The sequence below is a fragment of the Comamonas thiooxydans genome (assembly GCF_002157685.2).
Classification (GTDB): domain Bacteria; phylum Pseudomonadota; class Gammaproteobacteria; order Burkholderiales; family Burkholderiaceae_C; genus Comamonas; species Comamonas testosteroni_H.
Window position 1 is genome coordinate 5,277,357 of record NZ_AP026738.1, and the last position, 23,786, is coordinate 5,301,142.

The window sequence follows — 23,786 nt, forward strand, 5'->3', positions numbered from 1 at the left end:
AAGCGCCTGAAGCGAGTTATTTGAAAATTACAGAATCTCGCGCAGCATGCGCTCCACGCCTTGCTGCCATGCGGGCAGATGCAGTTGCATGGTCGCTTGCAGCTTTTGCGTATCCAGGCGCGAGTTCAAGGGTCGCGCCGCCGCTGTCGGGAAGGCCGTGGTCGGCACGGCAGCAATGCTTTGCACCTTCCAGTCCAGATCCGGTCGCAGGTTCTGTGCGTGCTCGATCACATGGCTGGCATAGGCATGCCAGTTGGTTTCTCCTGCGGCAACCAGATGGTAGAGACCGCCATCGCCTTCATGAGCGCTCATATGGCGCACGGCATGGGCCGTGACATCGGCGATCAGATCGGCACCGGTGGGGGCGCCCCATTGATCGTTGATCACGCTGAGCGCCTCACGCTCCTGCGCCAGACGCAACATGGTCTTGGCAAAGTTGCCGCCACGCGCTGCATAGACCCAGCTGGTGCGAAAAATCAGATGGCGGCAATGCGTGGCCGCCATCCGCTGCTCGCCCTCGAGCTTGGTGCGGCCATAGACCGATAGCGGCCCGGTCGCATCACCCTCCTTGCGCGCCGCACTGCCGGAGCCGTCGAAGACATAGTCAGTGCTGTAGTGCACCAGCAAGGCGCCCAGGCTTTTGGCCTCCAGTGCCATGACTTCGGGGGCTTCGGCGTTCAGGCGCCAAGCCAGATCCGGCTCGCTCTCGGCCTTGTCCACTGCCGTATGCGCTGCGGCATTGACGATCACATCCGGGCGCACGCTGCGAATGGTCTGCGCCAGTGTCTGCAGATCGCCGATATCACCGCACAGGCCATTTCCATCCACATTCACGCTCTGGCGGTCCAGCGCAATCACCTCGCCCAAAGGGGCGAGACTGCGCTGCAGCTCCCAGCCGACCTGACCGTTCCTGCCCAGCAGCAGCAGCTTCATGCCGAAGCCTCGCCGGTGTACTGTTTTTGCACCCAGTCACGGTAGGCACCCGACTGCACATGGGCCACCCACTCGGGGTTGGCCAGATACCACTGCACGGTCTTGCGAATACCGGTCTCGAAGGTCTCGGCAGGCTTCCAGCCCAGCTCGCGCTCGAGCTTGCGCGCATCGATCGCATAGCGGCGATCATGGCCGGGACGATCGGTCACATAGGTGATCTGCTCGGCATAGGCCTTGCCATCGGCGCGCGGGCGCAGCTCGTCGAGCAAGCTGCACAGGGTCTTGACGATGTCGATATTGGCCTTCTCGCTCCAGCCGCCCACGTTATAGGTCTCGCCCAGTTGGCCGGCCTCGAGCACACGGCGGATGGCGCTGCAATGGTCGCGCACATACAGCCAGTCACGCACCTGCATGCCGTCACCGTAGATGGGCAGCGGCTTGCCGGCCAGCGCATTGACAATGACCAGCGGGATCAGCTTTTCGGGGAAATGCAGAGGGCCGTAGTTGTTGCTGCAGTTGGTCGTCAGCACCGGCAGACCGTAGGTGTGATGCCAGGCCCGCACCAGATGGTCAGAAGCCGCCTTGCTGGCCGAGTACGGGCTGTTGGGCTCGTAATTGTGCTCTTCGGTAAATGCAGGATCGGTCGGCGCCAGCGTGCCATAGACCTCGTCGGTGGAGACATGCAAAAAGCGAAAACCGGACTTGGCCTCGCCTTCCAGACCATTCCAATAAGCGCGCACCGCCTCCAGCAGGCGGAAAGTGCCCACCACATTGGTCTGTATGAAATCCTCGGGACCATGAATGGAGCGGTCCACATGAGACTCGGCCGCAAAGTTCACCACAGAGCGAGGCTGGTACTGCGCCAGCAATTGCGCCAGCTGTGCACTGTCGCCGATATCGGCCTGCACAAACACATGGCGGGCATCGCCCTTCAAACTGGCCAGATTCTCCAGATTGCCCGCATAGGTCAGTTTGTCGATATTGACCACGGGCTCATTCACATGTGCCAGCCAATCGAGAACAAAGTTGGCGCCGATGAAGCCTGCACCGCCGGTTACGAAAATCATAGAGAGCTGCCTCTAAATTTCAGTGATAGCGATAGAAGAGCCCAACCCACGACCATCAAGCCAGCACACTCAACCCCAGCGCTTTTCAGCCATCACCAGCAGGCCATCAAAAATCAGGTTGTTGATCAGCTCAAAAGGCCTGGTCATGCTGGGAGACATCTTCCAGCCGGCGCCGCCCGCCATGATGCACATCGGTTCTGCACCGCAGTGTTCTGCCAGATGCTGGTACATGCGCTCCACCGCACCAGCGATCGCATAGGTGCCGCCGCTGGTCAGCGCATCGCTGGTGTTCTTGGGAAAGCATCTGACTTCACCCGTCGGCACATGCAGGCCCGCAGTGCCGCCTTCCAGGGCCCTGAGCATGATGCCATGCCCAGGAATGATCAGGCCGCCCAGAAATCGGCCTTGCGCATCCATGGCATCGACCGTCACTGCAGTCCCCACCATAACCGTGATCAAGGGCCGGGCATCGCCCAATTGCAACATGTGGTGACGCGCACCAATCATGGCCACCCATCGGTCCGCACCCAGCCTGGAAGGATGGTCATAGCCATTGGTCACGCCAGCTTCTGCAACGGAAGGAACGACCCACTGAGGCTCGAGATTCCAGCCCAGCATGAGCTCGATCTGCTCGTGCACCCTGCGCCTTGCCGTCTCACCGGCAACCACGCAGCCCAGCATGCGCTCGGGAGCTGGCAGCCCGGCCCAGGCACCTTCTGCCAGGCGCTCTATATGCTCCAGGAACTCCGCTCCATGGGCCAGCAAGGCAGCACCAGGGCGATGATCTTCATACATGGCCCACTTCAAACGGGTGTTGCCAATGTCTATGGCCAAAAATGTCATGCGGCGGATTATCAGCACTTTTCTCTGTGACAGACAGCCGCTTGTCACATTCATTACAAGTGCGCAGGAAATTGTCAAAGAAAGCGCTCAGTCCATCCCCTGCAAGAAATCATTTCGATTTCCCGTTAAAGTGAACCGCTTTCTTCCACTACTTTTGAGGAGTCGAAACCATGGGTCTGTTCAGTTTCATCAAGGAAGCCGGAGAAAAACTGTTTGGCGGCAGCGACGCACATGCAGCTGCACCGGCCGAAGACTTGAATGTCAAGGCGGCTCAGGCGATCGCCAGCTATATCAACACCCAGAATCTGGGCGTATCCGATCTGCAGGTTCAATTCGATGCTTCTCAAGGCAAGGTAACAGTCAACGGCACCGCCCCCACCCAGGCCATCAAGGAAAAAGTGACGCTGTGCTGCGGCAATGTGGCCAATGTCCAGTCGGTGGACAACCTGATGACGGTCACCAACCCCGAGCCCGAAGCCCAATACCACGATGTGGTACGCGGTGACACTCTGTCGGCCATCTCCAAGAAGTACTATGGTGATGCCAACAAGTACAACGTTATTTTTGAAGCCAACAAACCCATGCTCAGCAACCCGGACAAGATCTATCCTGGCCAGAAGCTGCGCATTCCGGCGCTCTAAATCTGGCTCTGTAAATACAGCCGCAAAAAGCGCTCGCATGAGCGCTTTTTTCATTTAACTCGAAGTTAGACTGCAGCTTATGAAAACTCTGCTCACAGGCGGTGCCGGCTATATCGGCAGCCATACAGCCATCGAACTGATCAGCAACGGTCATGAAGTCGTGATTTTTGACAACTTCAGCAACAGCCATCCTGAAGCAATCCGCCGTGTGGAGCAAATCACTGGACGCACCATTGCCGTGATCAATGGCGATGTTCGCGATCAAGCTGCGCTTGAGCAGGCCTTGCAGGAGCATGGCATTGACAGTGTCGTGCACTTTGCCGGCAAAAAAGCAGTGGGCGAGTCCGTTGCCCAACCTGTGGACTACTACGACAACAACGTCAATGGCACCCTGGTGCTGCTGCGCGCCATGAAAAAGCACGATGTGCGCAATCTGGTGTTCAGCTCTTCGGCAACAGTCTATGGCTCGCCACAATATTTGCCTCTCAATGAGGTACATCCTACGTCGGTCACCAATCCCTACGGCCGCAGCAAACTGATGGTGGAAGAGATTCTGTCGGACCTCTACCACTCCGACTCCCAATGGTCGCTGGCCGTGCTGCGCTACTTCAATCCCATTGGTGCCCATGCCAGCGGCCTGATTGGTGAAGATCCTTCGGACATTCCCAACAACCTGCTGCCTTTTGTGGCACAGGTCGCTGTGGGCCGTCGTGAAAAGCTGCAGATCTTTGGCGGCGACTACGACACCGTGGACGGCACCGGTGTACGTGACTACATCCATGTCGTCGACCTGGCCCGGGGTCATGTCAAGGCACTCGAGAAGCTGGCCGGCCTGGCCAAGCCCGAGTTGCTGACCATCAACCTGGGCACAGGCAATGGCTACAGCGTGCTCGAAGTGCTCCATGCCTTCGAAAAAGCCTGCGGCAAGACCCTTCCCTATACGATTACAGACCGCCGCCCAGGGGATGTGGCCAGTTGCTACGCAGACCCCGATCACGCCCTGAAAACCCTGGGCTGGCAAGCCAAGCATGATCTGGACACCATGTGCGCCGACACATGGCGCTGGCAAAGCCAGAACCCCAACGGCTATCGCTCGGTCTAGAAGCTGCAGGCTAGGCCCTGCGCATTACTGATGCCAGGGCAGGCCGCGCTTGCGCCAGCCACCCAACTGGCCTCGTTGGCCGCTGGCGTCAACGTCGCCCTCAAAACCTTCAAGAATGTTGTAGGCCTCGATTCCCAGGCCCGCAGCACGCTGGGCCGCCGCAACAGAACGCACACCGCTGCGGCATAGCAGCACCACTTTCTTGCCCTCGGGTACCGCTGCTCGCAGCTCGGCGTCAAAGTTCTGGTTGGCTGCCATGCCGGGCCACTGCTTCCAGGCCACGGCAACAGCGCCTGGCACCTTGCCCACCCACTCGCGCTCGGCATCGGTGCGCACATCAACCAGAACCGCTTCACCAGCCTGCAGCCATTGCCAGGCCAGCTCCGCCGACACATCGCCAGCATAGCCGGCAGCGGGTTGGATTTGGGTTGTATTGCTCATTTCATTCCTAGTCTCGGTCATTGCCGCTATTCCCAAACGGGCAGAGGCCTGTCTCTCAATGCTCTGCGCAAGTGCTTCCAGTCGGGCAGCACCTGAGCCACCACAGCCCAGAACTGCGGGCTGTGATCCATATGATGCAGATGGGCGAGCTCATGCACCACCACATAGTCGATGATTTGCGGGCTGTGCTGCATCAACCGCCAGTTCAGACGAATGATCCCGCTGCTGTTGGCACTGCCCCAGCGCGTGCTGGCACTTGTCAGGCGCAGCGCATTCCAGCGCACGCCCATGAGTGCGGCAAAGTGCAGCATGCGGGCCGTGAAATAGCTGCGCGCCTCCCGCAGTATCCAGACCTGAACGGCTGCACGCACCTGGGCAGGCGGTGCCCCTGTCGGCAAGGGCAGATGCAGGCTTTGCGAGCCATCGATCCCCTGCTCTCTATGCGTCTGGCGGGTACGCAGCAGTTGTGACGCATCCCCGGTCAGCCGCAAACTCATGGGCTGGCCCAGATAGTCAAGCACGCCTCCATCCTGCCAGAGAATGCGCGCTTCCAGCTTGATCTGCTGTCGCTGTCCGGCTTCCTGCAGCTTGCGCACAATCCAGCCGGCCTTGGTCTGCAGCGCTGATTCGATCTCGCGCATGGCCACCCATTGCGGAGCGGTGACTTCAAGCCCTTGCTGCCCTACGCTGAAGCCTATGCTGCGGCGCGCCGAACGGCGCAGCAGATAAGCCACCTCACGCCCTTGCAAGCGGGCGCTGTGGCTGGCTTCCGGATGTACCAGAAGTGCCGGCTCTGCAGGCAGCTCATCCTCTTCAGGATCAATAGCACCCACCGAAATACTGACGGGCGCTACAAGCTGATTACTCTCAAATTCCAGCTCGGACTGATCCAAACGCTGTTCAATGGCTTCAGGGCCGCTACGCCGGCGCCTGCGCGGCACCAACCCGCCCCGCCCATCCCCCACCACAGGCGGAACCAGCCATTGCCAAGCTTGCTGCAAGCTATCGCCTGTGGACATGGGCAGTTTTGCCTTATCTGCGGTAGGCCTCGGGGTCCAGGCGCTGCATTTCGGACTCGATCCATGCCTCGACCTCGACCATCAGCTCGTCATGCTTGCGGCCCACCGAAGAAATGGGCTTGCCTATGGACACATCCACCACGCCGGGCCTTTTGATGAAGGCCTTGCGCGGCCAGCACTTGGCAGAGGTAACAGCAATGGGCACCACGGGCACCCCCGTCATGATGGCCAGACGGGTGGCGCCGGTCTTGTACTCGCCCACCTCTCCGCGATTCACACGTGTACCTTCGGGAAACATGATGACCCAGATGCCTTGATCAAGCAGGCGCTTGCCTTGCTCCACCACCTTGTGAAAGGCGCGCGAACGCTGGGCTCGGTCGATGTGGATCATGTCCAGTGCACCGATGGACCAACCGAAGAATGGCACCTTCAGCAACTCCTTCTTGAACACATAGGCCAGCGGGCGCGGCATGATGGCAGGCATGAGAAAAGTCTCGTAGGTGGACTGGTGCTTGACCAGCAGCACCACCCCTTGCTTGGGATCCGCAGGCAGGTTTTCCATACCCTGCACCTGATACCGCACCCCCATGATCACACGGGCGCTGTCCACCGAAAGTTTGAGCCAGGCGCGGGCAGCGCTGTATGCCTTGGTCGATGAGCCGCTGGTCCACTTGGCCAACAGCACCGCGAAAGTGTAGGGAATGACGGTAATAGCCATCCACAACATGTGGAGGACGGAGCGAATCAGGGACATGACAGCAATCGAAGGACGTGAGCGCAGGCCGGTAGCCTGGCCCATGGAATGGGCACGGTTTTCGACAAGAAACATAGCAGCTTGCGCTGCTGTTTCAAGCAGTTGAATCTATTTTGACCTGAAACCTGAAATCAGTGCGAGGCAGGCGCCGAATCCAGGGGTGGAGCATCCTCATCCCCTCCCAGCGGCAACAGCATATTCACCACGGCCTCCAGATCTGGATAGCGCTCGCTGCCTTCAGGCAGGTCGGCATCGCTGCTGCACTCGGGCCTGGCGGTGGACTCCACGAACACCAGATGGGCGCCCAGAGCCTTTCCCGCCTGCAAATGCTCGACACCGCTGCCGATGGCCCAGATTTCATGGCCTTCCGCACCGTAGCGATCGGCAATCTGCTCGAACAGCGCTGCGCCGGGTTTGCGGCACTGGCAATCTTCATCGGGAGCATGCGGGCAGAAAAACACGGCTTCCACGCGCGCGCCGACAGCGGCCATCTCCCGGTGCATCTTGGCGTGCACGGCGTTGAGCTCGATCACATCGAACAGCCCGCGACCCAGCCCCGGTTGATTGGTGGCGACCACCACATGCCAGCCAGCACGGTTCAGGCGCGAAACCGCCTCCAGCGCACTGGGGACTGCAACCCACTCATCGGGCCGACCAATGAAACCTTGAGCTCCCCATTGGTTCAGGGTGCCATCACGGTCAAGAATTGCGATCTTCATGGGGGAGACAGTAGTCGACAACAGAAAAAAGCCCGCTTACCTCAAGGCCAAGCGGGCTCGCGATCCAAGACTCCGGCGCTTACTGCCCTTCCCAGCGCTTGAGCACCAGGGAGGCATTGGTGCCGCCAAAGCCAAAGCTGTTGGACAGCACGGTCTTGAGTTCGGCATCGCGGGTCTGGGTGACCAGAGGCATGTCGCCCAGCAGCGGATCGGGCGTCTCCACGTTCACGGACCCTGCGATAAAGCCCTTGTTCAGCATGATCAGGCAGTAAATCGCCTCCTGCACACCGGTCGCGCCCAGCGAGTGGCCAGTCAGCGACTTGGTGGACGAGAACGGAGGCACCTGGTCACCGAACAGCTCGCGCATGGCACGAACTTCCTGCATATCGCCCACTGGGGTCGATGTGCCGTGGGTGTTGATGTAGTCGATGGGCGCATCCACGGTTTCCATGGCCTGCTTCATGCAGGCGATGGCGCCGTCGCCCGAAGGAGCGACCATGTCCTCACCGTCACTGGTGGCGCCAAAGCCCACCACTTCGGCCAGGATGTTGGCACCGCGTGCCAGCGCATGATCCAGGCTTTCCAGCACCACGGCACCGCCGCCGCCGGCGATCACAAAGCCGTCGCGGTTGGCGTCGTACGCACGCGAGGCCTTCTCTGGCGTCTCGTTGTACTTGCTGGACATGGCACCCATGCCGTCGAACAGCAGCGACATGCCCCAGGACAGCTCTTCGCCGCCGCCGGCAAACATCACATCCTGCATGCCCCAGGCGATCTGCTGGGCCGCAGCACCGATGCAGTGGGCCGAGGTGGAGCAGGCCGAGGTGATGGAGTAGTTGATGCCCTTGACCTTGAAGTTGGTTGCCAGGCAGGCCGACACCGTGGAGCTCATGCAGCGTGTGACCTGGTAAGGGCCGACGCGGCGGATGCCTTTTTCACGCAGCGTATCGGCTGCCTCGATCTGGTTGGCCGGCGAACCGCCGCCCGAGCCCATGATCAGACCGGTGCGCGGGCTGCTCACCTGCTCGGGCGTGAGGCCCGCTTGCTTGATCGCGTCTTCGAGGGCGATCTGCGAATAAGCCGCAGCATCGCCCATGAAGCGCAACTGCTTGCGGTCGATGCGCGCTTCGATATCGATCTCGGGAATGCCTGCCACCTGCGAGCGCATGCCCAGCTCCGTGAACTGGGGCATGGCCTTGATGCCGCTCTTGCCCTCGCGCAGCGAGGCCTCCACGGTTGCCAGGTCATTGCCGATGCACGAGACAATGCCCGCGCCGGTGATCACTACCCGCTTCTTGCTCATGCTGCCGTTCCCTTGGCATCACCTTCACGCAGGAACAGACCCACGCGCAGGTCATTGGCCACGTAAATTTCCTTGCCGTCGGCCAGCAGGCGTGCGTCGCCGATGGCCATGTTCAGCTTGCGCTTGATTACTCGCTTGATATCAATTTCATATGTCACGAGTTTGACATCGGGGCCTACTTCACCTGTGAACTTGACTTCACCTGCACCCAGGGCACGACCGCGACCCGGCAAACGCAGCCAGGTCAGGTAAAAGCCGATCAGCTGCCACATGGCGTCCAAGCCCAGGCAACCGGGCATGACGGGGTCGCCACGGAAGTGGCAATCAAAGAACCACAGGTCGGGCTTGACGTCCAGTTCCGCAACAATCTTGCCCAGACCGTGGGCACCGCCGTCCTCGGAGATATGTGTGATGCGATCGAACATCAACATGGGAGGCAGGGGCAGACGTCCGCTATCGGCACCAAACAGCTTGCCTTCGCCGGACGCGATCAGTTGTTCGTAGGAAAAAGATTCAGCCATTCTCTCAATTGCTCCGCGGCAGCCTGTGCAAGCTACCTGTTACTCTGTATTTTGGGTGACGGGACCCGCGCCCGCTGCGCGCGCCCACTGCGGGCGGTACAACCAGGGATTATCAAGGCTCGCGCCCCTACCCAGGACACAATACCCGTTTTCAGGCCCAAGACTCTGCCACAAATGCCACAGCTGCTGATGTCAGCGTGGCTTATTCCGTGCGCGCCGCTACGCCTTCTCCGACCTTTTCGATGACCGCCAGGCCAGCGCACAAAGCGCCAGGCACAGCAGCGTCAGAGGCAGCAGGCCCAGGGCATGTACCCAGCGCGCATAAGGCGTCAGCCCCTCACGCCCCTGAACCCGGCCCTGCAGCACCGCGCGCTCGAAAGGCGCCAGTGCTTTCACCACTTGCCCTTTGTGATCGATCACCACTGTGGCTCCGGTGTTCGTTGCGCGCAACATGGGGCGCTCGAACTCCAGCGCGCGCATGCGGCTGATGGACAGATGCTGATCGATGGCCACGGAGTCGCCAAACCAGCCGATATTGCTCAGATTGACCAGCACCGTGGGTGCCGTCGCCGCATTGCCGAAATGGGCCGCTAGCTCTTCGCCGAACAAATCCTCGTAGCAGATATTGGGCGACAGGCGCTCACCCGCCCAGCTCATGGACGGCTGGCCCAGTGCACCGCGATTGAAGTCGCCCAGCGGAATGTTCATGAGCTCGGTGAACCAGCGGAACATGGGCGGAATGAACTCACCAAACGGCACCAGATGGTGCTTGTCGTACTGATACGGCTGAGCCTGCCCGGGCAGCCAGCCTTCGACCGTATTGGTAAAGCCCTTATCCCAGTTGCCCAGTGGAAGCCCCACGAGCGCCGCACGGCTGGAGTCCTTGGCGACAAAAGGTGCACGCACATAGTCCAGATAGCCTTCGGGAAGCTGTTGAGGCAGCAGCGGAATGGCTGTCTCGGGCGCCACCACCAGTTGGGCACTGGCGTCATGCAGCTGCTGGGCATACCAGCGCAGCGCCACCACCACGCCCGAGCCCAATTCAAACTTTTCATCCTGGGGAATATTGCCCTGCAGCAGCTCCACGCTCATGCCGGGCTGCTGACCAGGTGCTCCAATGGCGGCATCACGCGACCACCACAGCCCGCCCCAGACCAGACCCAGGGCCACCGCAGATGCAAGGGCCGGCTTGAATTTCAGTACCGCCGACCTGCTTCGCATGCGCCAGACCAGCAGCGCCAGCCAGGCTGCAGCCCAGGCCGCCACAAAGCCCGTGCCATAGACGCCAATCCAGCGCGGCAGCACGGCCAGCGGGCCTTCCACATGGGCGTAGCCGGCAGCCCCCCAGGGGAAACCGGTCCAGAGCCAGCCGCGCGCCAGCTCGGCCAGCGTCCAGAGTGCCGCAAAGACCAGCGCTGACAATGCATCCGGCGTCCTTGCCAGACGCTTGAAACACCATGCAGCCACGCCGTAATAGCCACCCAGAAAGCCCGCCAGCGCCAGCACGGCAGCTACGGCCAGTGGCGCCGCCAATCCGCCATAGGTGTGCATGGAGATGAAGAGCCACCAGAAGGTGGCCGCCAGCCAGGCCGTGCCGAACAGCCAGGCCCGGCCTGCCGCCTGAGCGGCGGTACGGGCAGCCAGCAGCGCATGAACCAGCAACGCCAGCGACAGGATCTGCAGCCACCACAACGGACGGCCATAGCCTCCGACCAAGCTCAGCCAGCCGTCGCCCTGGCCGCGAGCCCAGGGCCAGGCCAGAGAAAAGGCCTGCAGTCCGCCTGCAATCAGCATCAAAAGCCAGCTCATCCAGCCTGTAGGCCTGGCAGCAGCGGTCTGAACGGTAGAGGCAGTGGTGGTCATAGGAATCAGCAGGCACTAACAAAACACCCAACCGGGCGGTTGGGTGAATTCAAGCATACGAGGTATCGCCAAGACTTGTGCAAACCAAGAGGCACAACCAGTATTTCCACCGGCATCACACCAGGCCTGACCCGGATTTGCGCAGGTCGCGATCAGTTGCGAACCAAGCTATCCGGCGAAGGATCGCGCACCACCTTGAACCAGCGCACCGCGCCGCCCTTGGTGTGGAGCACGGTGAACTCCAGCCCGCCCAGATGAATCTGCTCGCCGCGCTTGGGCACATGGCCGATTTCATGGGCAATCAATCCACCAATGGTATCGAACTCGGCATCGGGGTCGCTGGCATGCAGCGAAGTCTCGAACTCCTCGCTCACATGCTCGATGCTGGCATCGCCCGCAACACGATAGCTGTTATCGGCCAGAGCAAAGATATCGCCCTCGTCCTCGGGGATGTCGAACTCGTCCTCGATCTCGCCGACGATTTCTTCCAGCACATCTTCAATCGTCACCAGGCCGGCCACACGGCCGAACTCGTCGATGACGACGGCCAGATGATTGCGATTGGCGCGGAACTCACGCAGCAGGTCGTTCAGGCCCTTGCTCTCGGGCACGAAGACGGCCGGGCGCACCAGCGCACGAATGTTCAGGGTGGGAGAGCGCTGCAGCTTGAGCAAATCCTTGGCCATGAGAATGCCAATGATGTTCTCGCGCTCGCCCTGGTAGACCGGAAAGCGCGAATGCGCCGTGGTCAGAACCTGGTGCAGGATTTCTTCATACGGAGCATCGATATTGACGAGATCCATGCGTGGCGCGGCCACCATGACTTCTCCGGCGCTCATGTCGGCCATGCGAATCACGCGCTCCAGCATGACACGCGACTCGGTGCCGATGACCTGATTGTCTTCGGCTTCGGCCAGGGTTTCGATCAGTTCATCAGGAGACTCCGGTGCCGGATGGATGAACTCAGCCACCTTTTGCAGGAAGCTTCGCTTGTCTTCCTTCTCGGGAAGTCGCGCAGGATGGGGGTCAGACACTGTCTTGGAGTGCAGGACGTGCGGTAGTCAAACAAGTCCCCAAGAATAACGGATTGTGTTGACAGACGGCTTGCTGGCTCACAAAAGCCATGAGCGGCTGTCACCGAGCGCACTCAGTCAAAGCTATTTTGATATCTGCTTGCGCTTGTCTTTATTGGGCTGCAGCCTTGCCGGCTTCACAAAACGACTTACTCGCCTGATTTGTGCCGGCCTTCCTGCACACCCTTGCGCACTTCCTGCACGCCGGCCAGGAAAGCCCAGAAATTGACGGCCTGCTTCTTGAGCTGGTAGTCCATCTCGCCCAGGTGCTCCGTCACCAGCTCGCTGACATGGGTCTCGAAGTCGGCAGGCGGCAGCTCCAGATAGGCTTCGGATTCCGAACCTTCTCGCTTGACCGTGGCACCCGCGTTGCGCGCAATCTTGAGCATGGCCGTGTTCTCGGACAGCGCATGGATGAACATCATGCTCACGTTCTTGCTGCGCGCATGCAGCACTGCACGCGCAAACAGACGTGCCCCCAGCCCCTTGCCGCGTGCACTCTTGAGCACGGAGACGCCGAATTCCGCGCATTTCTCATGCTCGGGGTGGCCGGCAAAGGCCAGATGCGCCATGGAGATCAATTCCAGGCGACGGTTGAAGATGCCGAAGATATCGTCGCGCTCGAAATCGAGCTGCTCGACATAGCGGCGCACCTGCTCGTCGTTGGCCGCATAGCCAAAGCGCAGATAGCGATCACGCGCATCGAGCTTGAGCAGATGCTTGATGATGCGGTCGCGATGGCGCGGGCTCAGCGAACGGATGGGGACCAAGGACGGCGAGCGACGCTCGGCGCCATGGGACTTGCCCATGTCTCGCAGCCAGCCGGAGCCGGCCTGCCAGGGCGATGTCAACCAGTCTTTGGGGAGGTTCATAGCCTGAAATATAGGTAAAAACCCGAGGTTTCACAAGCCACATATTGCATTGCAACAATCCTGTAAGGATTTTCCGCTAATTCAACACCTTAGCGTCTATTTCCGGCTAGGTCATGGTCCGTATGAAGGACCTCTGCGAAGGCTTAGAGCGGCACGGCCGTCGTGACCTTGACCCGGTCCATGACAAAGCTGGTTTTGCAATCCTGCACACTGGGGTGTTTGAGCAGCGTGTCCATGATGAAACGACTGTAATGCTGCATGTCCGCCACCACCACCCGCAGCAGATAGTCCATCTCGCCAGTGAGGGAGACGCACTCCACCACCTCGGGCCAGGTCTGCACGCTGGCGCGGAACACATCCATGGGATTGCGCTTGCTGGTTTCGGTGTATTTTTCCAGGCGCACATTGATATAGGCCGTCAGCCCCAGGCCCACGGTCTCGGGCTGCACCAAAGCCACATAGCGGTCGATGACACCGTTTTCCTCCAGCCGCTTGACGCGGCGCAGCACGGCGCTGGGCGACAGGCCGACCTGCTCCCCGATGACGTCATAAGTTTCTCGGCCATTGGCCTGCAATCGGCGCAAAATTGCCTTATCCAGTTTGTCGATGGTATGCATGGAACTCATGGCGGCAGATTATAAAAACAGCGCAGTTTTTATTAATGGTTAACCCTTGATAACCATTTAAATTGCATGAAATCAATTTTTTATGCAATTTTCATGCATTCAGCTGTTTACAGCCAAGGCATTTTTGCATGAAGCTTGTCCACGCCCTGTCCTACAGTGCATCCATCGTCGACACCTGTTCTTCATGTGTTGCACCCCTACCCGATGGAGACCTCTGCTATGAACGCCCCGCTGACCCAAAGCAACGCCAGCCAGTTCCAGACCTGGGACAACCCCATGGGCACGGACGGCTTCGAGTTCGTCGAATACGCGGCCCCCGATCCCGTGGCCATGGGTCAGCTGTTCGAGCGCATGGGCTTTCAGGCCATCGCCAAGCACCGCCGCAAGAACGTGACCCTGTATCGCCAGGGCGAGATCAACTTCATCATCAATGCAGAGCCTGACAGCTTTGCCCAGCGCTTCGCGCGTCTGCACGGCCCCAGCGTCTGCGCCATCGCCATCCGCGTCAACGACGCCAAGTACGCCTATGAGCGCGCCACTTCGCTGGGTGCCTGGGGCTATGCCCAGCAGGCCGCCCCCGGCGAACTGAGCATCCCCGCCATCAAGGGCATTGGCGACTCCCTGATCTATTTCATCGACAAATGGCGCGGCAAGAATGGCGCCAAGGACGGTGAGCTGGGCAATATCAGCTTCTTCGACGTGGACTTCGAGCCTCTGCCCGGTGCCGATCTGCACCCCGAGGGCCTGGGCCTGACCTATATCGACCACCTGACCAACAACGTCTACCGCGGCCGCATGGCCGAGCTGGCCGAGTTCTACGAGCGCATCTTCAACTTCCGCGAGATCCGCTACTTCGACATCGAAGGCCAGGCCACAGGCGTCAAGAGCAAGGCCATGACCAGCCCCTGCGGCAAGATCCGCATTCCCATCAACGAGGAAGGCAACGACAAGGCCGGCCAGATTCAGGAATATCTGGACATGTACCACGGCGAAGGCATTCAGCACATTGCGCTGGGCTCGACCAATCTCTACGACACCGTGGACGGTCTGCAGATGAACGGCATCAAGCTGCTGAACACCAGCGAGACCTATTACGAGCTGCTGCCCAAGCGCATCCCCGAGCTGCAGGAACCCATTCCCGAGCTGCTGGCGCGCAACATCCTGGTAGACGGCCAGCCGGGCGAGCTGCTGCTGCAGATATTCAGCGAAAACCAGCTGGGGCCCATCTTCTTCGAGTTCATCCAGCGCAAGGGCAATAGCGGCTTTGGCGAGGGCAATTTCAAGGCCTTGTTCGAGACCATGGAACTCGACCAGATGCGCCGCGGCGTGCTCAAAACCTGAGCCAGATCAACGGAGTCTGCCATGCGCCACCTCGGCCTGCACCCGCCTCTTCTGCTCGCTTGCAGCATGGCCGGCGCGGGCTCCGGCGCTACGCAACACCTCAAAAAGATACCAATGGTTACCACTCCATCAAACGGACCATGTGGCAGCCGATTTCCGTCCCTATACTTTCCGTCATGCTGCACTGCCGCATTCACGTCTGACGTGGGCCGTCGCAGCCAGCTTCAACGCCCGGAAGGATCAAGTGCCGCGACCACATCAACTCCCCTCTACAGCCCCAGAGGACTGCAGAACATCGGGGATGGACGCGCCTGCCGAGACCTCGCATCTTTCCCGCCGCCAGGCCTTGTCGCTGGCGGTGGCATCAGCGACTGCCCTGATCGCCAGCAGCGCCCATGCGGCCAGGGATGCGAGCGCACTGCCTTCGAATTCCAGCCGCAGCCGCAACGAGCTCTCCCTAGTCGTACCCTATACAGCGGGCGGCCCGCTGGATCGTGCGGCGCGCAAGCTGACGCAGGAGACCACGGCCCTGGGAAATATCAATGTGCTCAATGTCCCGGGCGAGGGGGGCTCCACAGGGGCAGCCATGGTGGCCAGAGCAGGAGCGCGCGAGCCCATGCTGCTGATGGGTGCCGTGGCCACTCATGCCATCCTGCCCTGGCTCAACCCCCAGCTTCCCTACGATCCGCTGCGCGACTTTCAGCCGCTGACACTCGTGGCCCGCATGCCTCATGTGCTGGTCATGCGCAGCGAGCTGGCCATGCAGTGGCGCATCTACACGCCCGAGGATTTGCTGCGCTTCATGTCCAAGCACCGGCAGGCCCTGCGCTATGCGTCGGCGGGCAATGGCAGCATCGGCCATATTGCGGGCCAGTGGTTCCAGTCGCTGACCCAGGTTCCGCTGCAGCATCTGCCGTTTGGCGGGGCCAGACCGGCTCTGTCGGCCCTGCTCGAGGGCACGGCCGATCTGATGTTCGACAACATCGCCTCGGCCCTGCCTCATCTGCGGGCCGGCAGACTCAAGGCCATTGGCGTGACCTGGCGCTCGCCGCTGCCGGCTCTGCCGGAAGTGCCCAGCCTGGACGACAGCATCAAGGGCATGAATCTGAGCACCTGGTTCGGCATCTTTGCCACTGCCGGCATCACGGACAGCCAGGCCAAACGCTGGTCGGATGCTTTTGCCCAGACGCTGCAAAGGCCCGATATACAGCAGTACTTCGACGCCATGGGCGTGGTGCGCGACGACCTGCGTCTGCAGGACTTTGCCCGCCTGGTGCAGGCCGAGCATGCGCGCTACGGACAGCTCGTCAAGCGCGCCCAGATACAGATGCACTGAGCCAGCTTTCGGCTCGCTTCTCCTTTTCCCTGCTGCGCCCCGGCCACGAGCTCTGGCCGCAGCCTTCGCGACCCCTCATCTCAGGGAGTGCCTTATGAACAGCATCCAGAACAACACCGCCATGACCGGCGGCATCGGCGCGGCCCCCGTCGTCTATGGCCAGTCCGACCGCCCTCCACGCGGCGACTACACACGTGCCCATGCCGACTACACCTGCACGCAGGACTATGCCGCCTATACCGAGGCCGAGCATGACACCTACCACCGCCTCTACGAGCGCCAATCCGCGCTGCTGCCGGGCCGCGCCAGCCAGCATTTCATCGACGCCCTGCCGTCGCTGGGCGCCAAGGAGCGCATTCCGCGCTTCGAGGAAATCAACGAGCGACTATTCAAGGCCACGGGCTGGGAGATCGTCGGCGTTCCAGGTCTGATTCCCGAGGTACCGTTCTTCTCGCTGCTGGCCCAGCGCAAATTCCCTGTCACGGACTGGATACGCAAGCCCGAGGAGTTCGAATACATCGTCGAGCCCGACATCTTTCACGACCTCTTCGGTCATGTGCCGCTGCTGTTCAACCCCGTCATGGCCGATTTCATCCAGGCCTACGGACAGGGCGGCCTCAAGGCCGCCGAGCTCGGCGCCTGCGAGATGCTGTCGCGCCTGTACTGGTACACGGTGGAATTCGGTCTGATCCGTGAGAACGGCGGCGTGCGCGCCTATGGCGCAGGCATTCTCAGCTCCGTGGGCGAGCTGGAGTACAGCGTCAACAGCCCGCAGCCGCATCGTCTGCCGCTGCAACTGGAGCGCACCATGCGCACGCTCTACAAGATCGACACCTATCAGCAGACCTATTTCGTGATTGACGACATGCCCCACCTGCTGAACCTGGCCGATGCCGACTTTGCGCCGCTGTACGAGCAGTTGCGTCAGCTGCCCACCATTGGTGCCAAGGAGCTGCTGCCTGGCGAACAGCTGATTTAGTCAGCGGATGTATACCGGCGCGGGCCCCAGCAAGCGCGAGATCAAGAGCCGAATTTTCAGATAGAAATTCGGCTCTACTCCTTTTCAGAAAAGCGCATAAAGCTCCATTTTCAATAGCAATCGACGCAGAATATCCAGGCTGCAAGCCCTGCTTGACTTGGCTGCGCCCTGAAACCCTGACCGCAGCATTGCACCTATAGTGAGCGCCAGAGGCAAACTGCCGCCCACTCACTTCTTCACAATGCATTACCGCTGCAACCGACTGCTGCGCTGGCTTTTGGCGCTCCAACTTTGCATAGGTCTGGCCGTCGCGGCCGAGCTGCCTGCCAATGGCGATGTCCAGACCACGTCCATAGCCCAGATTCAACAAGCATCGAACACCCTGGACAAGGTACGCCAGTCGCTCGATGACGCCGACACCTCCGAAACGCTGCAGGCACTGTCCGAAAAAGCCCTGCAGTCCAAACGCGATGCCGACAATGCCGTCACGGCGCTGGAGCCGCTGCTCAAGCAGATCGATGCTCGCATTGCCCAGCTGGGGCCGGTGGCCGAAGGCAGCGAGGAATCCCCCGAACTGAGCCTGCAGCGCAAGGATCTGGCGCAGCAGCACAGCGAGCTGGACTCCGCGCTCAAGCGCGGCAAGCTGTTGTCCATGGAGGCCAAACAGACCACGGACAGCATCGAGAAAATCCGCACCCAGCAGTTCAACGCACAGATCGCCCGCAAGGTGGCATCGCCGCTGTCGCCTTCGCTGTGGAAGCAGTTTGCCGAGCATCTGCCGACCGACCTGCAACGCATTGCAGCCCTTGCACGCCAGGGCCAGGCCAGCTTTGCGGCAGCCATTGCCGAACATGGCTGGTCGGCCACGCTGACCGGCATCGCCCTGGCGCTGTTCGTGATGTTCCCGCTGCGCATCGGCCTGCGCTATGCGGGCCGCAAATTTGCGGCCTCCGAACGCGCGCCCAACGGACGGCTGCGCCGCACGGGTCTGGCTGTCTGGATGCTGGTAGTGGGCACGGCCCTGCCCGGCCTGGCCAGTCTGGTATTCATCGAGAGCCTGCGCTCCATAGACGCGATTGCACCGCGCCTGCAGACCGTGGCCGATGCCTGGATTCAATCCTCATTTGTCGCCGCCTTCTTCCTCTCCGTCAGCGCCAGCCTGCTGGTGCCCAAGCGTCCGACCTGGCGACTGCTCAACATCGACGACATCGCCGCCCCTGCGCTCACACGCTTTGCCTGGGGTGCCGCCGGCCTGACCTGGTTCTCCATGATGCTCAACGCGGTGGACATTGCCGCACGCACCAGCGCCGTCAGCAGCGTGGCCCTGGACGGACTGATTGCGCTCGTCTATGCCTTGCTCATCATGTCGGTGCTGATGGTCATCAACAAGCAACGCAAGCGCCAGCAACTGGCCGAGCGCGAGAAGGCCGCTCACCATGGTGACGATTACCGGCCTGCGGCAACCAGTCGCTGGCTGATGCTGGCCTGGCTGGGCGGGCATCTGACGGTGCTGGCCGCGCTCATCGCAGCGCTGATCGGCTATCTGAACTTCTCGGTATTCGCAGCCACGCAAATGGTCTGGATCACCGTGGTGGTTCTGGCCACCTCGCTGCTGATGAAGTTTGCCGACGACCTCTTTACCTGGCTGTGCTCCAGCGAGAGCCGTATCGGCCAGGGCTTCGCGGCCGGCACGGGGCTCAAGCCCTCGCGCCTGGAGCAGGTCGGCGTGCTGCTGTCAGCCTTCACGCGTGTCTGTCTGCTGCTGCTGGGGCTGATGGCGCTGATCGCGCCCTTCGGCAACTCCAGCAGCCTGATCGTGCTGGCCGATACGCTGACCAACGGCCTGCCCGTGGGCGACTCCTTCCTGCGTCCCATGACCATCTTGCGCGGCCTGCTGGTGTTGGTGGCGGGACTGACGCTGTTCGGTGCCTTGCAGCACTGGCTGGTGGAGACCTTTCTGCCCAAGACCGAGCTGGACATAGGCGCACGCAACTCCATCAGCACCGTGGCCCGCTATATGGGCATTTTGCTGTCCGGCCTGTGGACGCTGGCAGCCCTGGGCATAGGCTTTGAAAAAGTGGCTCTGCTGGCCAGCGCCCTGTCCGTCGGCATCGGCTTTGGTCTGCAGGCCATCACGCAGAACTTTGTCTCTGGCCTGATTCTGCTGGCCGAGCGCCCCGTGAAGCTGGGCGACCGTGTGCGCATCGGCGATCAGGTCGGCGATATCCGCCGCATCAGCGTGCGCGCCACCGAGATCCAGACCGATGACAAATCCACCGTCATCGTGCCCAACTCGGAGTTCATCACCAAGTCCGTGCAGAACCTGACCATGGACGGCGCGCTGGGCCGCATCTCGATCGCGTTCTCGGTGCCGCTGAACACCGATATCGTCAAGCTGCGCGAGGTGCTGCTGGGCCTGTATGCCGAGCATGAGGCCGTGCTGAGCACCCCGGCCCCTTCAATGTATGTGGACTCCATCAACGGCAGCGTGGTCAACATCACCAGCTTCGGCCATGTCTCCAGTTCGCGCAATGTCTACAGCACGCGCAGCGACCTGCTGTTCGGCCTGCTGCAGCGCTGCGCCGAGCAGAAGATCGCCCTGGTTTCCGCCACCGACATCCACCTGATTCAGGACCCGCAGGCCCGTGCCCCTGCATCGGCTACGGAGGCGCCCCCCTCGGCTGCCTGATGCCCGCTCTGCAATTGCGCCTGCAACTGCAGGCAGTGCTGCCAGACCCGAGGATCGAACAGCAGCTGCATATGCGCTGCATCGTCGACCTGACGGCACTGCGCATTCGGCAGGACAGCCAGGTCGGGAGGAAAGACGATGTTGTCGCTGCTGCTGCACCAGCAGCTGAATGAAACATCCCGGGGCGGCGGCCCCAGCCGCTGCAGCCAGTCGCTGCCCTCGCGCATGTCCACGGCCGGCAGGCGCTGCGCAAACCGCGCCAGCCAGGCCCCGCCATGCGGCGTGGCCACGGTGACCACATGGGCTGCATAGCGCGCACGCTCGTCGGCATCGAGCCGCTTGAGCCAGGCCCTCACCACCAGACCGCCCATGCTGTGCGCGACCAGAAGAGGGGCACAGCCGGTTTGCTGGACCATGGCTTTCACGCATCTGTCGAGATCGTCCACCATGGCATCGACAGGACTGCCATGAGCAGGCTCCAGCGTCACGGCCATGCAGGGAATGCCGCGTGCCTTGAGCCCGCGCAGCCAGACGGCCCACACGGCACGGTTGCAGAAATAGCCATGCACCAGCACCACGCCCACCTGCCCTTGCACCTGCTTGCCCTCGCGATCCACAGGCACTCCGTCGGGCTCTGCATGTTCGCCAAAAGGAATCTGCCAGCCAAACAGCCGCCAGGCCCAGCGCCACTCGGCAAACCAGGCCCGCAGCGCGACCATGGCAGGCGGCAGCGGCAAGCCACGACTGCGCAGCACCGCACGCATCATCAGCATCTGCGTGCCCAGTTGCAGCCCGGCTCCGCTCGCAATCATCCCCGCGCCCAGCAGTGCCACAGCAACCGAGCGCGGCCACCAATAGCTGCACCAGAGCGACAGCGCCAGCCAGCTCCCCATCACCACACAGCGCCAGAACCAGGTATTCAAAGCTGCTCCTCCTCAGAACGTGTTTGCGTTCTTGGACCCAGCGTAGCAAGCATGCCGCTCAACGCCTAGGACAAGCCCCCGTAGACCCTGACAGACCGCATCCGCAGAATCAGCCGCAGCGCAGGTTTTGCACGCTGGCCTTCTTTGTTCAACCCGCCGCCCGCTTCCCTGGACGACGAGCGGCTTCTGCAAGGTACCTCTTCTATGGACGCTGCCGCTCCCTGGTTCAAGAACTATCCGCCCAACGTGCCGCACGATGTGCAGCCCGAGCAGTACCGCTCGCTGGTGCACCTGCTCGAAGAAGCCTTCAGCCAGCATGCAGAGCGGCCGTTTTCGGTCTGCATGGACCGCTGGATGAGCTATGCCGAGCTGGACAGGCTATCCGCACAGATGGGAGCCTGGCTGCAGAGCCTGGGCCTGGAGCCAGGGGCGCGCGTGGCCATCATGCTGCCCAACGTGCCGCAGTTCGCCGTCAGCATGGCCGGCGTGCTGCGTGCAGGCTTTACCTGCGTCAACGTCAACCCGCTCTACACCGCGCGCGAGCTGGAGCATCAGCTCAAGGACTCGGGTGCCACGGCCATCATCATCCTGGAAAACTTTGCCCACACCCTGGCCCAGGTGCTGGAGCGCAGCCATATCCGCCATATCTGCCTGACCAGCATGGGCGATCTGCTCGGCGGCCTGTACGGCAGCTGGATCACCTTTGCCGTGCGCCATCTGGCCAAGATGGTGCCGGCCTTCGACCTGCCCCTTGGCCCGGATTCAGGCGCCGGCAGCCAGCAGCGCCAGGTCACCCATTTCGGCAAGGCGCTGGCCGAGGGCGCTGGACGCAAGCTCATCCCCAGCACGGCCACGCTGGACTCGATTGCCTTTCTGCAATACACGGGCGGCACCACAGGCCTGTCCAAGGGGGCGGTACTGACCCATCGCAATATCGTCGCCGCCACGCTGCAGGCCCATACCTGGTTCACCCCTGCGCTGGAAGGCAGGGTCAAGGCCAATGAAACCCATATCGTGGCGGCCTTGCCGCTCTATCACATCTTCGCGCTCACCGTGAGCCTGTTCGCCATGCGACTGGGCGGCAGCCTGAGCCTGATCCCCAATCCGCGCGATATCCCGAAATTCGTCAAGGTGCTCAAGAAGCGGCCCTTCCATGTGCTGCCAGCCGTGAACACCTTGTTCAATGCGCTGCTCAACAACCCGGAGTTCCGCCAGCTCGATTTCTCGCAGTTGTTCATCTCCCAGGCCGGCGGCATGGCGGCATCCGAAGGCACGGCGCGTCAGTGGCAGCAGACCACGGGCTGCGCCATGATAGAAGGCTGGGGCATGAGCGAGACCTGCGCCATAGGCACAAACAATCCCGTCACCAACAAGGAGTTCACCGGCACCATAGGCCTGCCTCTGCCCAGCATCTCGGTCGCCATCAAGGACGATGAAGGCCGCAACCTGCCCAACGGCCAGGCGGGAGAGCTGTGCATCAAGGGCCCCAACGTCATGCACAGCTACTACAACCAGCCTGCAGAGACCGCCAAGGCCTTCACGGCCGATGGCTATATGCGCACCGGCGATATCGGTGTGCTGGACGACGAGGGATACACCCGCATCATCGACCGCAAAAAGGACATGATGGTGGTCAGCGGCTTCAACGTCTATCCGAACGAGCTGGAAAACGTCATCTCCATGTGCCCCGGCGTGCTCGAATGTGCAGCCGTGGGCGTCAAGGACGATCAGCAGGGCGAATCCATCAAGGTCTATGTGGTGCGCAGCGACCCCTCGCTGACGGAGGATCGGGTCATGCGCTACTGCCAGGAGCAGTTGACCGGCTACAAACGGCCACGCTATATCGAGTTTCGCGACGAGCTGCCCAAGACCAATGTGGGCAAGATCCTGAGGCGCGAGCTGCGGTCGAACTGAGTTTTTTCAGAAAATTTACGAGTTTTCCCGAAGACCTCCAAAGTTGCTGCTAGAATTGCGGTCTTCGGGTGATTAGCTCAGCGGTAGAGCACTGCCTTCACACGGCAGGGGTCACATGTTCGATCCATGTATCACCCACCAGTTATTGCGTGATTAGCTCAGCGGTAGAGCACTGCCTTCACACGGCAGGGGTCACATGTTCGATCCATGTATCACGCACCAGACAAGCCTCTTGAGTCATAGCCTCAAGAGGCTTTTTCTTTTGTCTGCCTGCAATCCAGCGCCCTTGCATAATGGATCTTCCGCACAAGGCTCGGCCTGACAACAAGAAGATTGCTATGAGAGAGACACCCACACTGACCTGGGGCGACGCGCTGCTGATGGGACACGGCCCCATGGACGAAATTCACCAGGAATTCGTGCAACTGGCAGGCCGGCTCGAAACCGCCAGCGACGAGCAGCTGTCCGGGCTGCTCCAAGCCATGGAGGCCCATCTGCAGCACCACTTTGCCGAAGAGGACCAGTGGATGCTGAGCACCGGCTTCCCGCCACGCGACTGCCATATCGACGAACATGCGGCCGTGCTCAAGTCGGTGGCAGAAGTCCGCGTCAAGCTCGCCGAAGGCAATGTAGCCCTTTGCCGCGATCTGACCCGGGCCCTGGTGGACTGGTTTCCCGGCCATGCGACACATCTCGATTCGGCCCTGGCGCACTGGCTGTCCAAGCAGCGCTTTGGCGGCAAACCCGTGGTGATTCGCCGCAACATCCTGTCTTCGGCCGAATCGCACTGAGCAGCCCGCCCGCGCGACAGCTGCGCGATGAGCGGT

22 protein-coding genes and 2 tRNA genes are annotated in these 23,786 nt (G+C 61.3%); 10 read left to right on the forward strand and 14 right to left on the reverse strand.

Going from position 1 to position 23,786, the window contains the following annotated elements; genetic code table 11:
* Nucleotides 1–27: 27 nt before the first annotated feature.
* The 3 genes from rfbD to CTR2_RS24565 form a co-directional block, all read right to left on the reverse strand.
* Complete coding sequence (gene rfbD, locus CTR2_RS24555; RefSeq protein WP_087080259.1) at nucleotides 28–933, reverse strand: dTDP-4-dehydrorhamnose reductase; 906 nt, start codon at nucleotides 931–933, stop codon at nucleotides 28–30.
* The gene (gene rfbB, locus CTR2_RS24560) at nucleotides 930–2,000 is read right to left on the reverse strand and encodes a dTDP-glucose 4,6-dehydratase (RefSeq protein ID WP_087080257.1); all 1,071 of its coding nucleotides are present in this window, start codon (nucleotides 1,998–2,000) and stop codon (nucleotides 930–932) included. The genes rfbD and rfbB overlap by 4 nt, the downstream gene beginning before the upstream one ends.
* Nucleotides 2,001–2,069: 69 nt before the next feature.
* On the reverse strand, nucleotides 2,070–2,843 hold the full coding sequence (locus tag CTR2_RS24565; protein ID WP_087080255.1) for a type III pantothenate kinase: 774 nt from the start codon (nucleotides 2,841–2,843) through the stop codon (nucleotides 2,070–2,072).
* Between the two features lie 170 nt (nucleotides 2,844–3,013).
* Here CTR2_RS24565 and lysM point away from each other — a divergent pair, with 170 nt between their 5' ends.
* Together lysM and galE are read left to right on the forward strand one after the other, a co-directional pair.
* Nucleotides 3,014–3,484 (forward strand): peptidoglycan-binding protein LysM, encoded by a 471-nt coding sequence (lysM, locus tag CTR2_RS24570; protein ID WP_087080253.1) that lies wholly within the window; start codon nucleotides 3,014–3,016, stop codon nucleotides 3,482–3,484.
* Nucleotides 3,485–3,563: 79 nt separating this feature from the next.
* Complete coding sequence (galE, locus tag CTR2_RS24575; protein WP_087080251.1) at nucleotides 3,564–4,586, forward strand: UDP-glucose 4-epimerase GalE; 1,023 nt, start codon at nucleotides 3,564–3,566, stop codon at nucleotides 4,584–4,586.
* 24 nt (nucleotides 4,587–4,610) lie between these two features.
* Here the strand turns inward: galE and CTR2_RS24580 are convergent, their stop codons facing one another.
* The 10 genes from CTR2_RS24580 to CTR2_RS24625 all read right to left on the reverse strand — a co-directional run bounded on the left by CTR2_RS24580 (nucleotide 4,611) and on the right by CTR2_RS24625 (nucleotide 13,777).
* Nucleotides 4,611–5,027, reverse strand: a complete 417-nt coding sequence (locus CTR2_RS24580; RefSeq protein ID WP_087080249.1) for a rhodanese-like domain-containing protein — start codon at nucleotides 5,025–5,027, stop codon at nucleotides 4,611–4,613.
* 26 nt (nucleotides 5,028–5,053) lie between these two features.
* Nucleotides 5,054–6,046: a M48 family metallopeptidase gene (locus CTR2_RS24585; RefSeq protein WP_087080247.1), complete on the reverse strand. Its 993-nt coding sequence runs from the start codon at nucleotides 6,044–6,046 to the stop codon at nucleotides 5,054–5,056.
* A gap of 13 nt (nucleotides 6,047–6,059) precedes the next feature.
* Nucleotides 6,060–6,800, reverse strand: a complete 741-nt coding sequence (locus CTR2_RS24590; RefSeq protein ID WP_087084426.1) for a lysophospholipid acyltransferase family protein — start codon at nucleotides 6,798–6,800, stop codon at nucleotides 6,060–6,062.
* Between the two features lie 131 nt (nucleotides 6,801–6,931).
* Nucleotides 6,932–7,519 carry a D-glycero-alpha-D-manno-heptose-1,7-bisphosphate 7-phosphatase gene (locus tag CTR2_RS24595; protein WP_087080245.1) on the reverse strand — a complete coding sequence of 196 codons (588 nt, stop codon included), beginning with the start codon at nucleotides 7,517–7,519 and terminating at the stop codon, nucleotides 6,932–6,934.
* Nucleotides 7,520–7,598: 79 nt separating this feature from the next.
* Nucleotides 7,599–8,822, reverse strand: a complete 1,224-nt coding sequence (gene fabB / locus CTR2_RS24600) for a beta-ketoacyl-ACP synthase I (RefSeq protein ID WP_003068018.1) — start codon at nucleotides 8,820–8,822, stop codon at nucleotides 7,599–7,601.
* On the reverse strand, nucleotides 8,819–9,343 hold the full coding sequence (fabA, locus tag CTR2_RS24605) for a bifunctional 3-hydroxydecanoyl-ACP dehydratase/trans-2-decenoyl-ACP isomerase (protein ID WP_003073442.1): 525 nt from the start codon (nucleotides 9,341–9,343) through the stop codon (nucleotides 8,819–8,821). Before fabA ends, fabB begins: the two co-directional genes overlap by 4 nt.
* 219 nt (nucleotides 9,344–9,562) lie before the next feature.
* A complete protein-coding gene (gene lnt, locus CTR2_RS24610; RefSeq protein ID WP_409021401.1) occupies nucleotides 9,563–11,152 on the reverse strand; it encodes an apolipoprotein N-acyltransferase in 1,590 nt (529 codons plus the stop codon).
* A gap of 206 nt (nucleotides 11,153–11,358) precedes the next feature.
* On the reverse strand, nucleotides 11,359–12,240 hold the full coding sequence (locus tag CTR2_RS24615) for an HlyC/CorC family transporter (protein ID WP_087080241.1): 882 nt from the start codon (nucleotides 12,238–12,240) through the stop codon (nucleotides 11,359–11,361).
* Between the two features lie 188 nt (nucleotides 12,241–12,428).
* Nucleotides 12,429–13,151: a GNAT family N-acetyltransferase gene (locus CTR2_RS24620; RefSeq protein WP_034354611.1), complete on the reverse strand. Its 723-nt coding sequence runs from the start codon at nucleotides 13,149–13,151 to the stop codon at nucleotides 12,429–12,431.
* Nucleotides 13,152–13,294: 143 nt separating this feature from the next.
* Nucleotides 13,295–13,777 carry an Lrp/AsnC family transcriptional regulator gene (locus CTR2_RS24625; protein WP_034354614.1) on the reverse strand — a complete coding sequence of 161 codons (483 nt, stop codon included), beginning with the start codon at nucleotides 13,775–13,777 and terminating at the stop codon, nucleotides 13,295–13,297.
* Between the two features lie 219 nt (nucleotides 13,778–13,996).
* Between CTR2_RS24625 and hppD the strand changes: the two genes are divergently transcribed.
* The 4 genes from hppD (at nucleotide 13,997) to CTR2_RS24645 (ending at nucleotide 20,122) form a co-directional block, all read left to right on the forward strand.
* The gene (hppD, locus tag CTR2_RS24630; protein WP_087080239.1) at nucleotides 13,997–15,118 is read left to right on the forward strand and encodes a 4-hydroxyphenylpyruvate dioxygenase; all 1,122 of its coding nucleotides are present in this window, start codon (nucleotides 13,997–13,999) and stop codon (nucleotides 15,116–15,118) included.
* Between the two features lie 301 nt (nucleotides 15,119–15,419).
* The gene (locus tag CTR2_RS24635) at nucleotides 15,420–16,454 is read left to right on the forward strand and encodes a Bug family tripartite tricarboxylate transporter substrate binding protein (protein WP_087080237.1); all 1,035 of its coding nucleotides are present in this window, start codon (nucleotides 15,420–15,422) and stop codon (nucleotides 16,452–16,454) included.
* A 94-nt stretch (nucleotides 16,455–16,548) separates the two neighbouring features.
* Nucleotides 16,549–17,433: a phenylalanine 4-monooxygenase gene (phhA, locus tag CTR2_RS24640; RefSeq protein WP_087080235.1), complete on the forward strand. Its 885-nt coding sequence runs from the start codon at nucleotides 16,549–16,551 to the stop codon at nucleotides 17,431–17,433.
* 277 nt (nucleotides 17,434–17,710) lie between these two features.
* Nucleotides 17,711–20,122: a DUF3772 domain-containing protein gene (locus CTR2_RS24645; protein WP_254913205.1), complete on the forward strand. Its 2,412-nt coding sequence runs from the start codon at nucleotides 17,711–17,713 to the stop codon at nucleotides 20,120–20,122.
* Here CTR2_RS24645 and CTR2_RS24650 read toward each other — a convergent pair.
* Nucleotides 20,062–21,045 (reverse strand): esterase/lipase family protein, encoded by a 984-nt coding sequence (locus CTR2_RS24650; protein WP_087080231.1) that lies wholly within the window; start codon nucleotides 21,043–21,045, stop codon nucleotides 20,062–20,064. The genes CTR2_RS24645 and CTR2_RS24650 overlap by 61 nt on opposite strands.
* 204 nt (nucleotides 21,046–21,249) lie before the next feature.
* Here CTR2_RS24650 and CTR2_RS24655 point away from each other — a divergent pair, with 204 nt between their 5' ends.
* The 4 genes from CTR2_RS24655 to CTR2_RS24670 all read left to right on the forward strand — a co-directional run bounded on the left by CTR2_RS24655 (nucleotide 21,250) and on the right by CTR2_RS24670 (nucleotide 23,750).
* Nucleotides 21,250–22,959, forward strand: a complete 1,710-nt coding sequence (locus tag CTR2_RS24655; RefSeq protein ID WP_087080229.1) for an AMP-binding protein — start codon at nucleotides 21,250–21,252, stop codon at nucleotides 22,957–22,959.
* A 66-nt stretch (nucleotides 22,960–23,025) separates the two neighbouring features.
* A tRNA-Val gene (locus CTR2_RS24660) sits at nucleotides 23,026–23,100 on the forward strand.
* A 6-nt stretch (nucleotides 23,101–23,106) separates the two neighbouring features.
* Nucleotides 23,107–23,181 (forward strand) — tRNA-Val (locus CTR2_RS24665).
* Nucleotides 23,182–23,297: 116 nt separating this feature from the next.
* Nucleotides 23,298–23,750 (forward strand): bacteriohemerythrin, encoded by a 453-nt coding sequence (locus CTR2_RS24670; RefSeq protein WP_087084425.1) that lies wholly within the window; start codon nucleotides 23,298–23,300, stop codon nucleotides 23,748–23,750.
* Nucleotides 23,751–23,786 lie beyond the last annotated feature (36 nt).

What these genes read in the sequence shown, in the direction of transcription:
- CTR2_RS24620 (WP_034354611.1), bottom strand. Translation starts at nt 13,151, where the DNA reads ATGAACCTCCCCAAAGACTGGTTGACATCGCCCTGGCAGGCCGGCTCC.
- fabB (WP_003068018.1), bottom strand. Translation starts at nt 8,822, where the DNA reads ATGAGCAAGAAGCGGGTAGTGATCACCGGCGCGGGCATTGTCTCGTGC.
- CTR2_RS24585 (WP_087080247.1), bottom strand. Translation starts at nt 6,046, where the DNA reads ATGTCCACAGGCGATAGCTTGCAGCAAGCTTGGCAATGGCTGGTTCCG.
- phhA (WP_087080235.1), top strand. Translation starts at nt 16,549, where the DNA reads ATGAACAGCATCCAGAACAACACCGCCATGACCGGCGGCATCGGCGCG.
- hppD (WP_087080239.1), top strand. Translation starts at nt 13,997, where the DNA reads ATGAACGCCCCGCTGACCCAAAGCAACGCCAGCCAGTTCCAGACCTGG.
- lnt (WP_409021401.1), bottom strand. Translation starts at nt 11,152, where the DNA reads ATGAGCTGGCTTTTGATGCTGATTGCAGGCGGACTGCAGGCCTTTTCT.
- rfbD (WP_087080259.1), bottom strand. Translation starts at nt 933, where the DNA reads ATGAAGCTGCTGCTGCTGGGCAGGAACGGTCAGGTCGGCTGGGAGCTG.
- rfbB (WP_087080257.1), bottom strand. Translation starts at nt 2,000, where the DNA reads ATGATTTTCGTAACCGGCGGTGCAGGCTTCATCGGCGCCAACTTTGTT.
- CTR2_RS24580 (WP_087080249.1), bottom strand. Translation starts at nt 5,027, where the DNA reads ATGAGCAATACAACCCAAATCCAACCCGCTGCCGGCTATGCTGGCGAT.
- CTR2_RS24670 (WP_087084425.1), top strand. Translation starts at nt 23,298, where the DNA reads ATGAGAGAGACACCCACACTGACCTGGGGCGACGCGCTGCTGATGGGA.
- galE (WP_087080251.1), top strand. Translation starts at nt 3,564, where the DNA reads ATGAAAACTCTGCTCACAGGCGGTGCCGGCTATATCGGCAGCCATACA.
- CTR2_RS24595 (WP_087080245.1), bottom strand. Translation starts at nt 7,519, where the DNA reads ATGAAGATCGCAATTCTTGACCGTGATGGCACCCTGAACCAATGGGGA.
- CTR2_RS24635 (WP_087080237.1), top strand. Translation starts at nt 15,420, where the DNA reads ATGGACGCGCCTGCCGAGACCTCGCATCTTTCCCGCCGCCAGGCCTTG.
- lysM (WP_087080253.1), top strand. Translation starts at nt 3,014, where the DNA reads ATGGGTCTGTTCAGTTTCATCAAGGAAGCCGGAGAAAAACTGTTTGGC.
- CTR2_RS24590 (WP_087084426.1), bottom strand. Translation starts at nt 6,800, where the DNA reads ATGTCCCTGATTCGCTCCGTCCTCCACATGTTGTGGATGGCTATTACC.
- fabA (WP_003073442.1), bottom strand. Translation starts at nt 9,343, where the DNA reads ATGGCTGAATCTTTTTCCTACGAACAACTGATCGCGTCCGGCGAAGGC.
- CTR2_RS24625 (WP_034354614.1), bottom strand. Translation starts at nt 13,777, where the DNA reads ATGAGTTCCATGCATACCATCGACAAACTGGATAAGGCAATTTTGCGC.
- CTR2_RS24655 (WP_087080229.1), top strand. Translation starts at nt 21,250, where the DNA reads ATGGACGCTGCCGCTCCCTGGTTCAAGAACTATCCGCCCAACGTGCCG.
- CTR2_RS24565 (WP_087080255.1), bottom strand. Translation starts at nt 2,843, where the DNA reads ATGACATTTTTGGCCATAGACATTGGCAACACCCGTTTGAAGTGGGCC.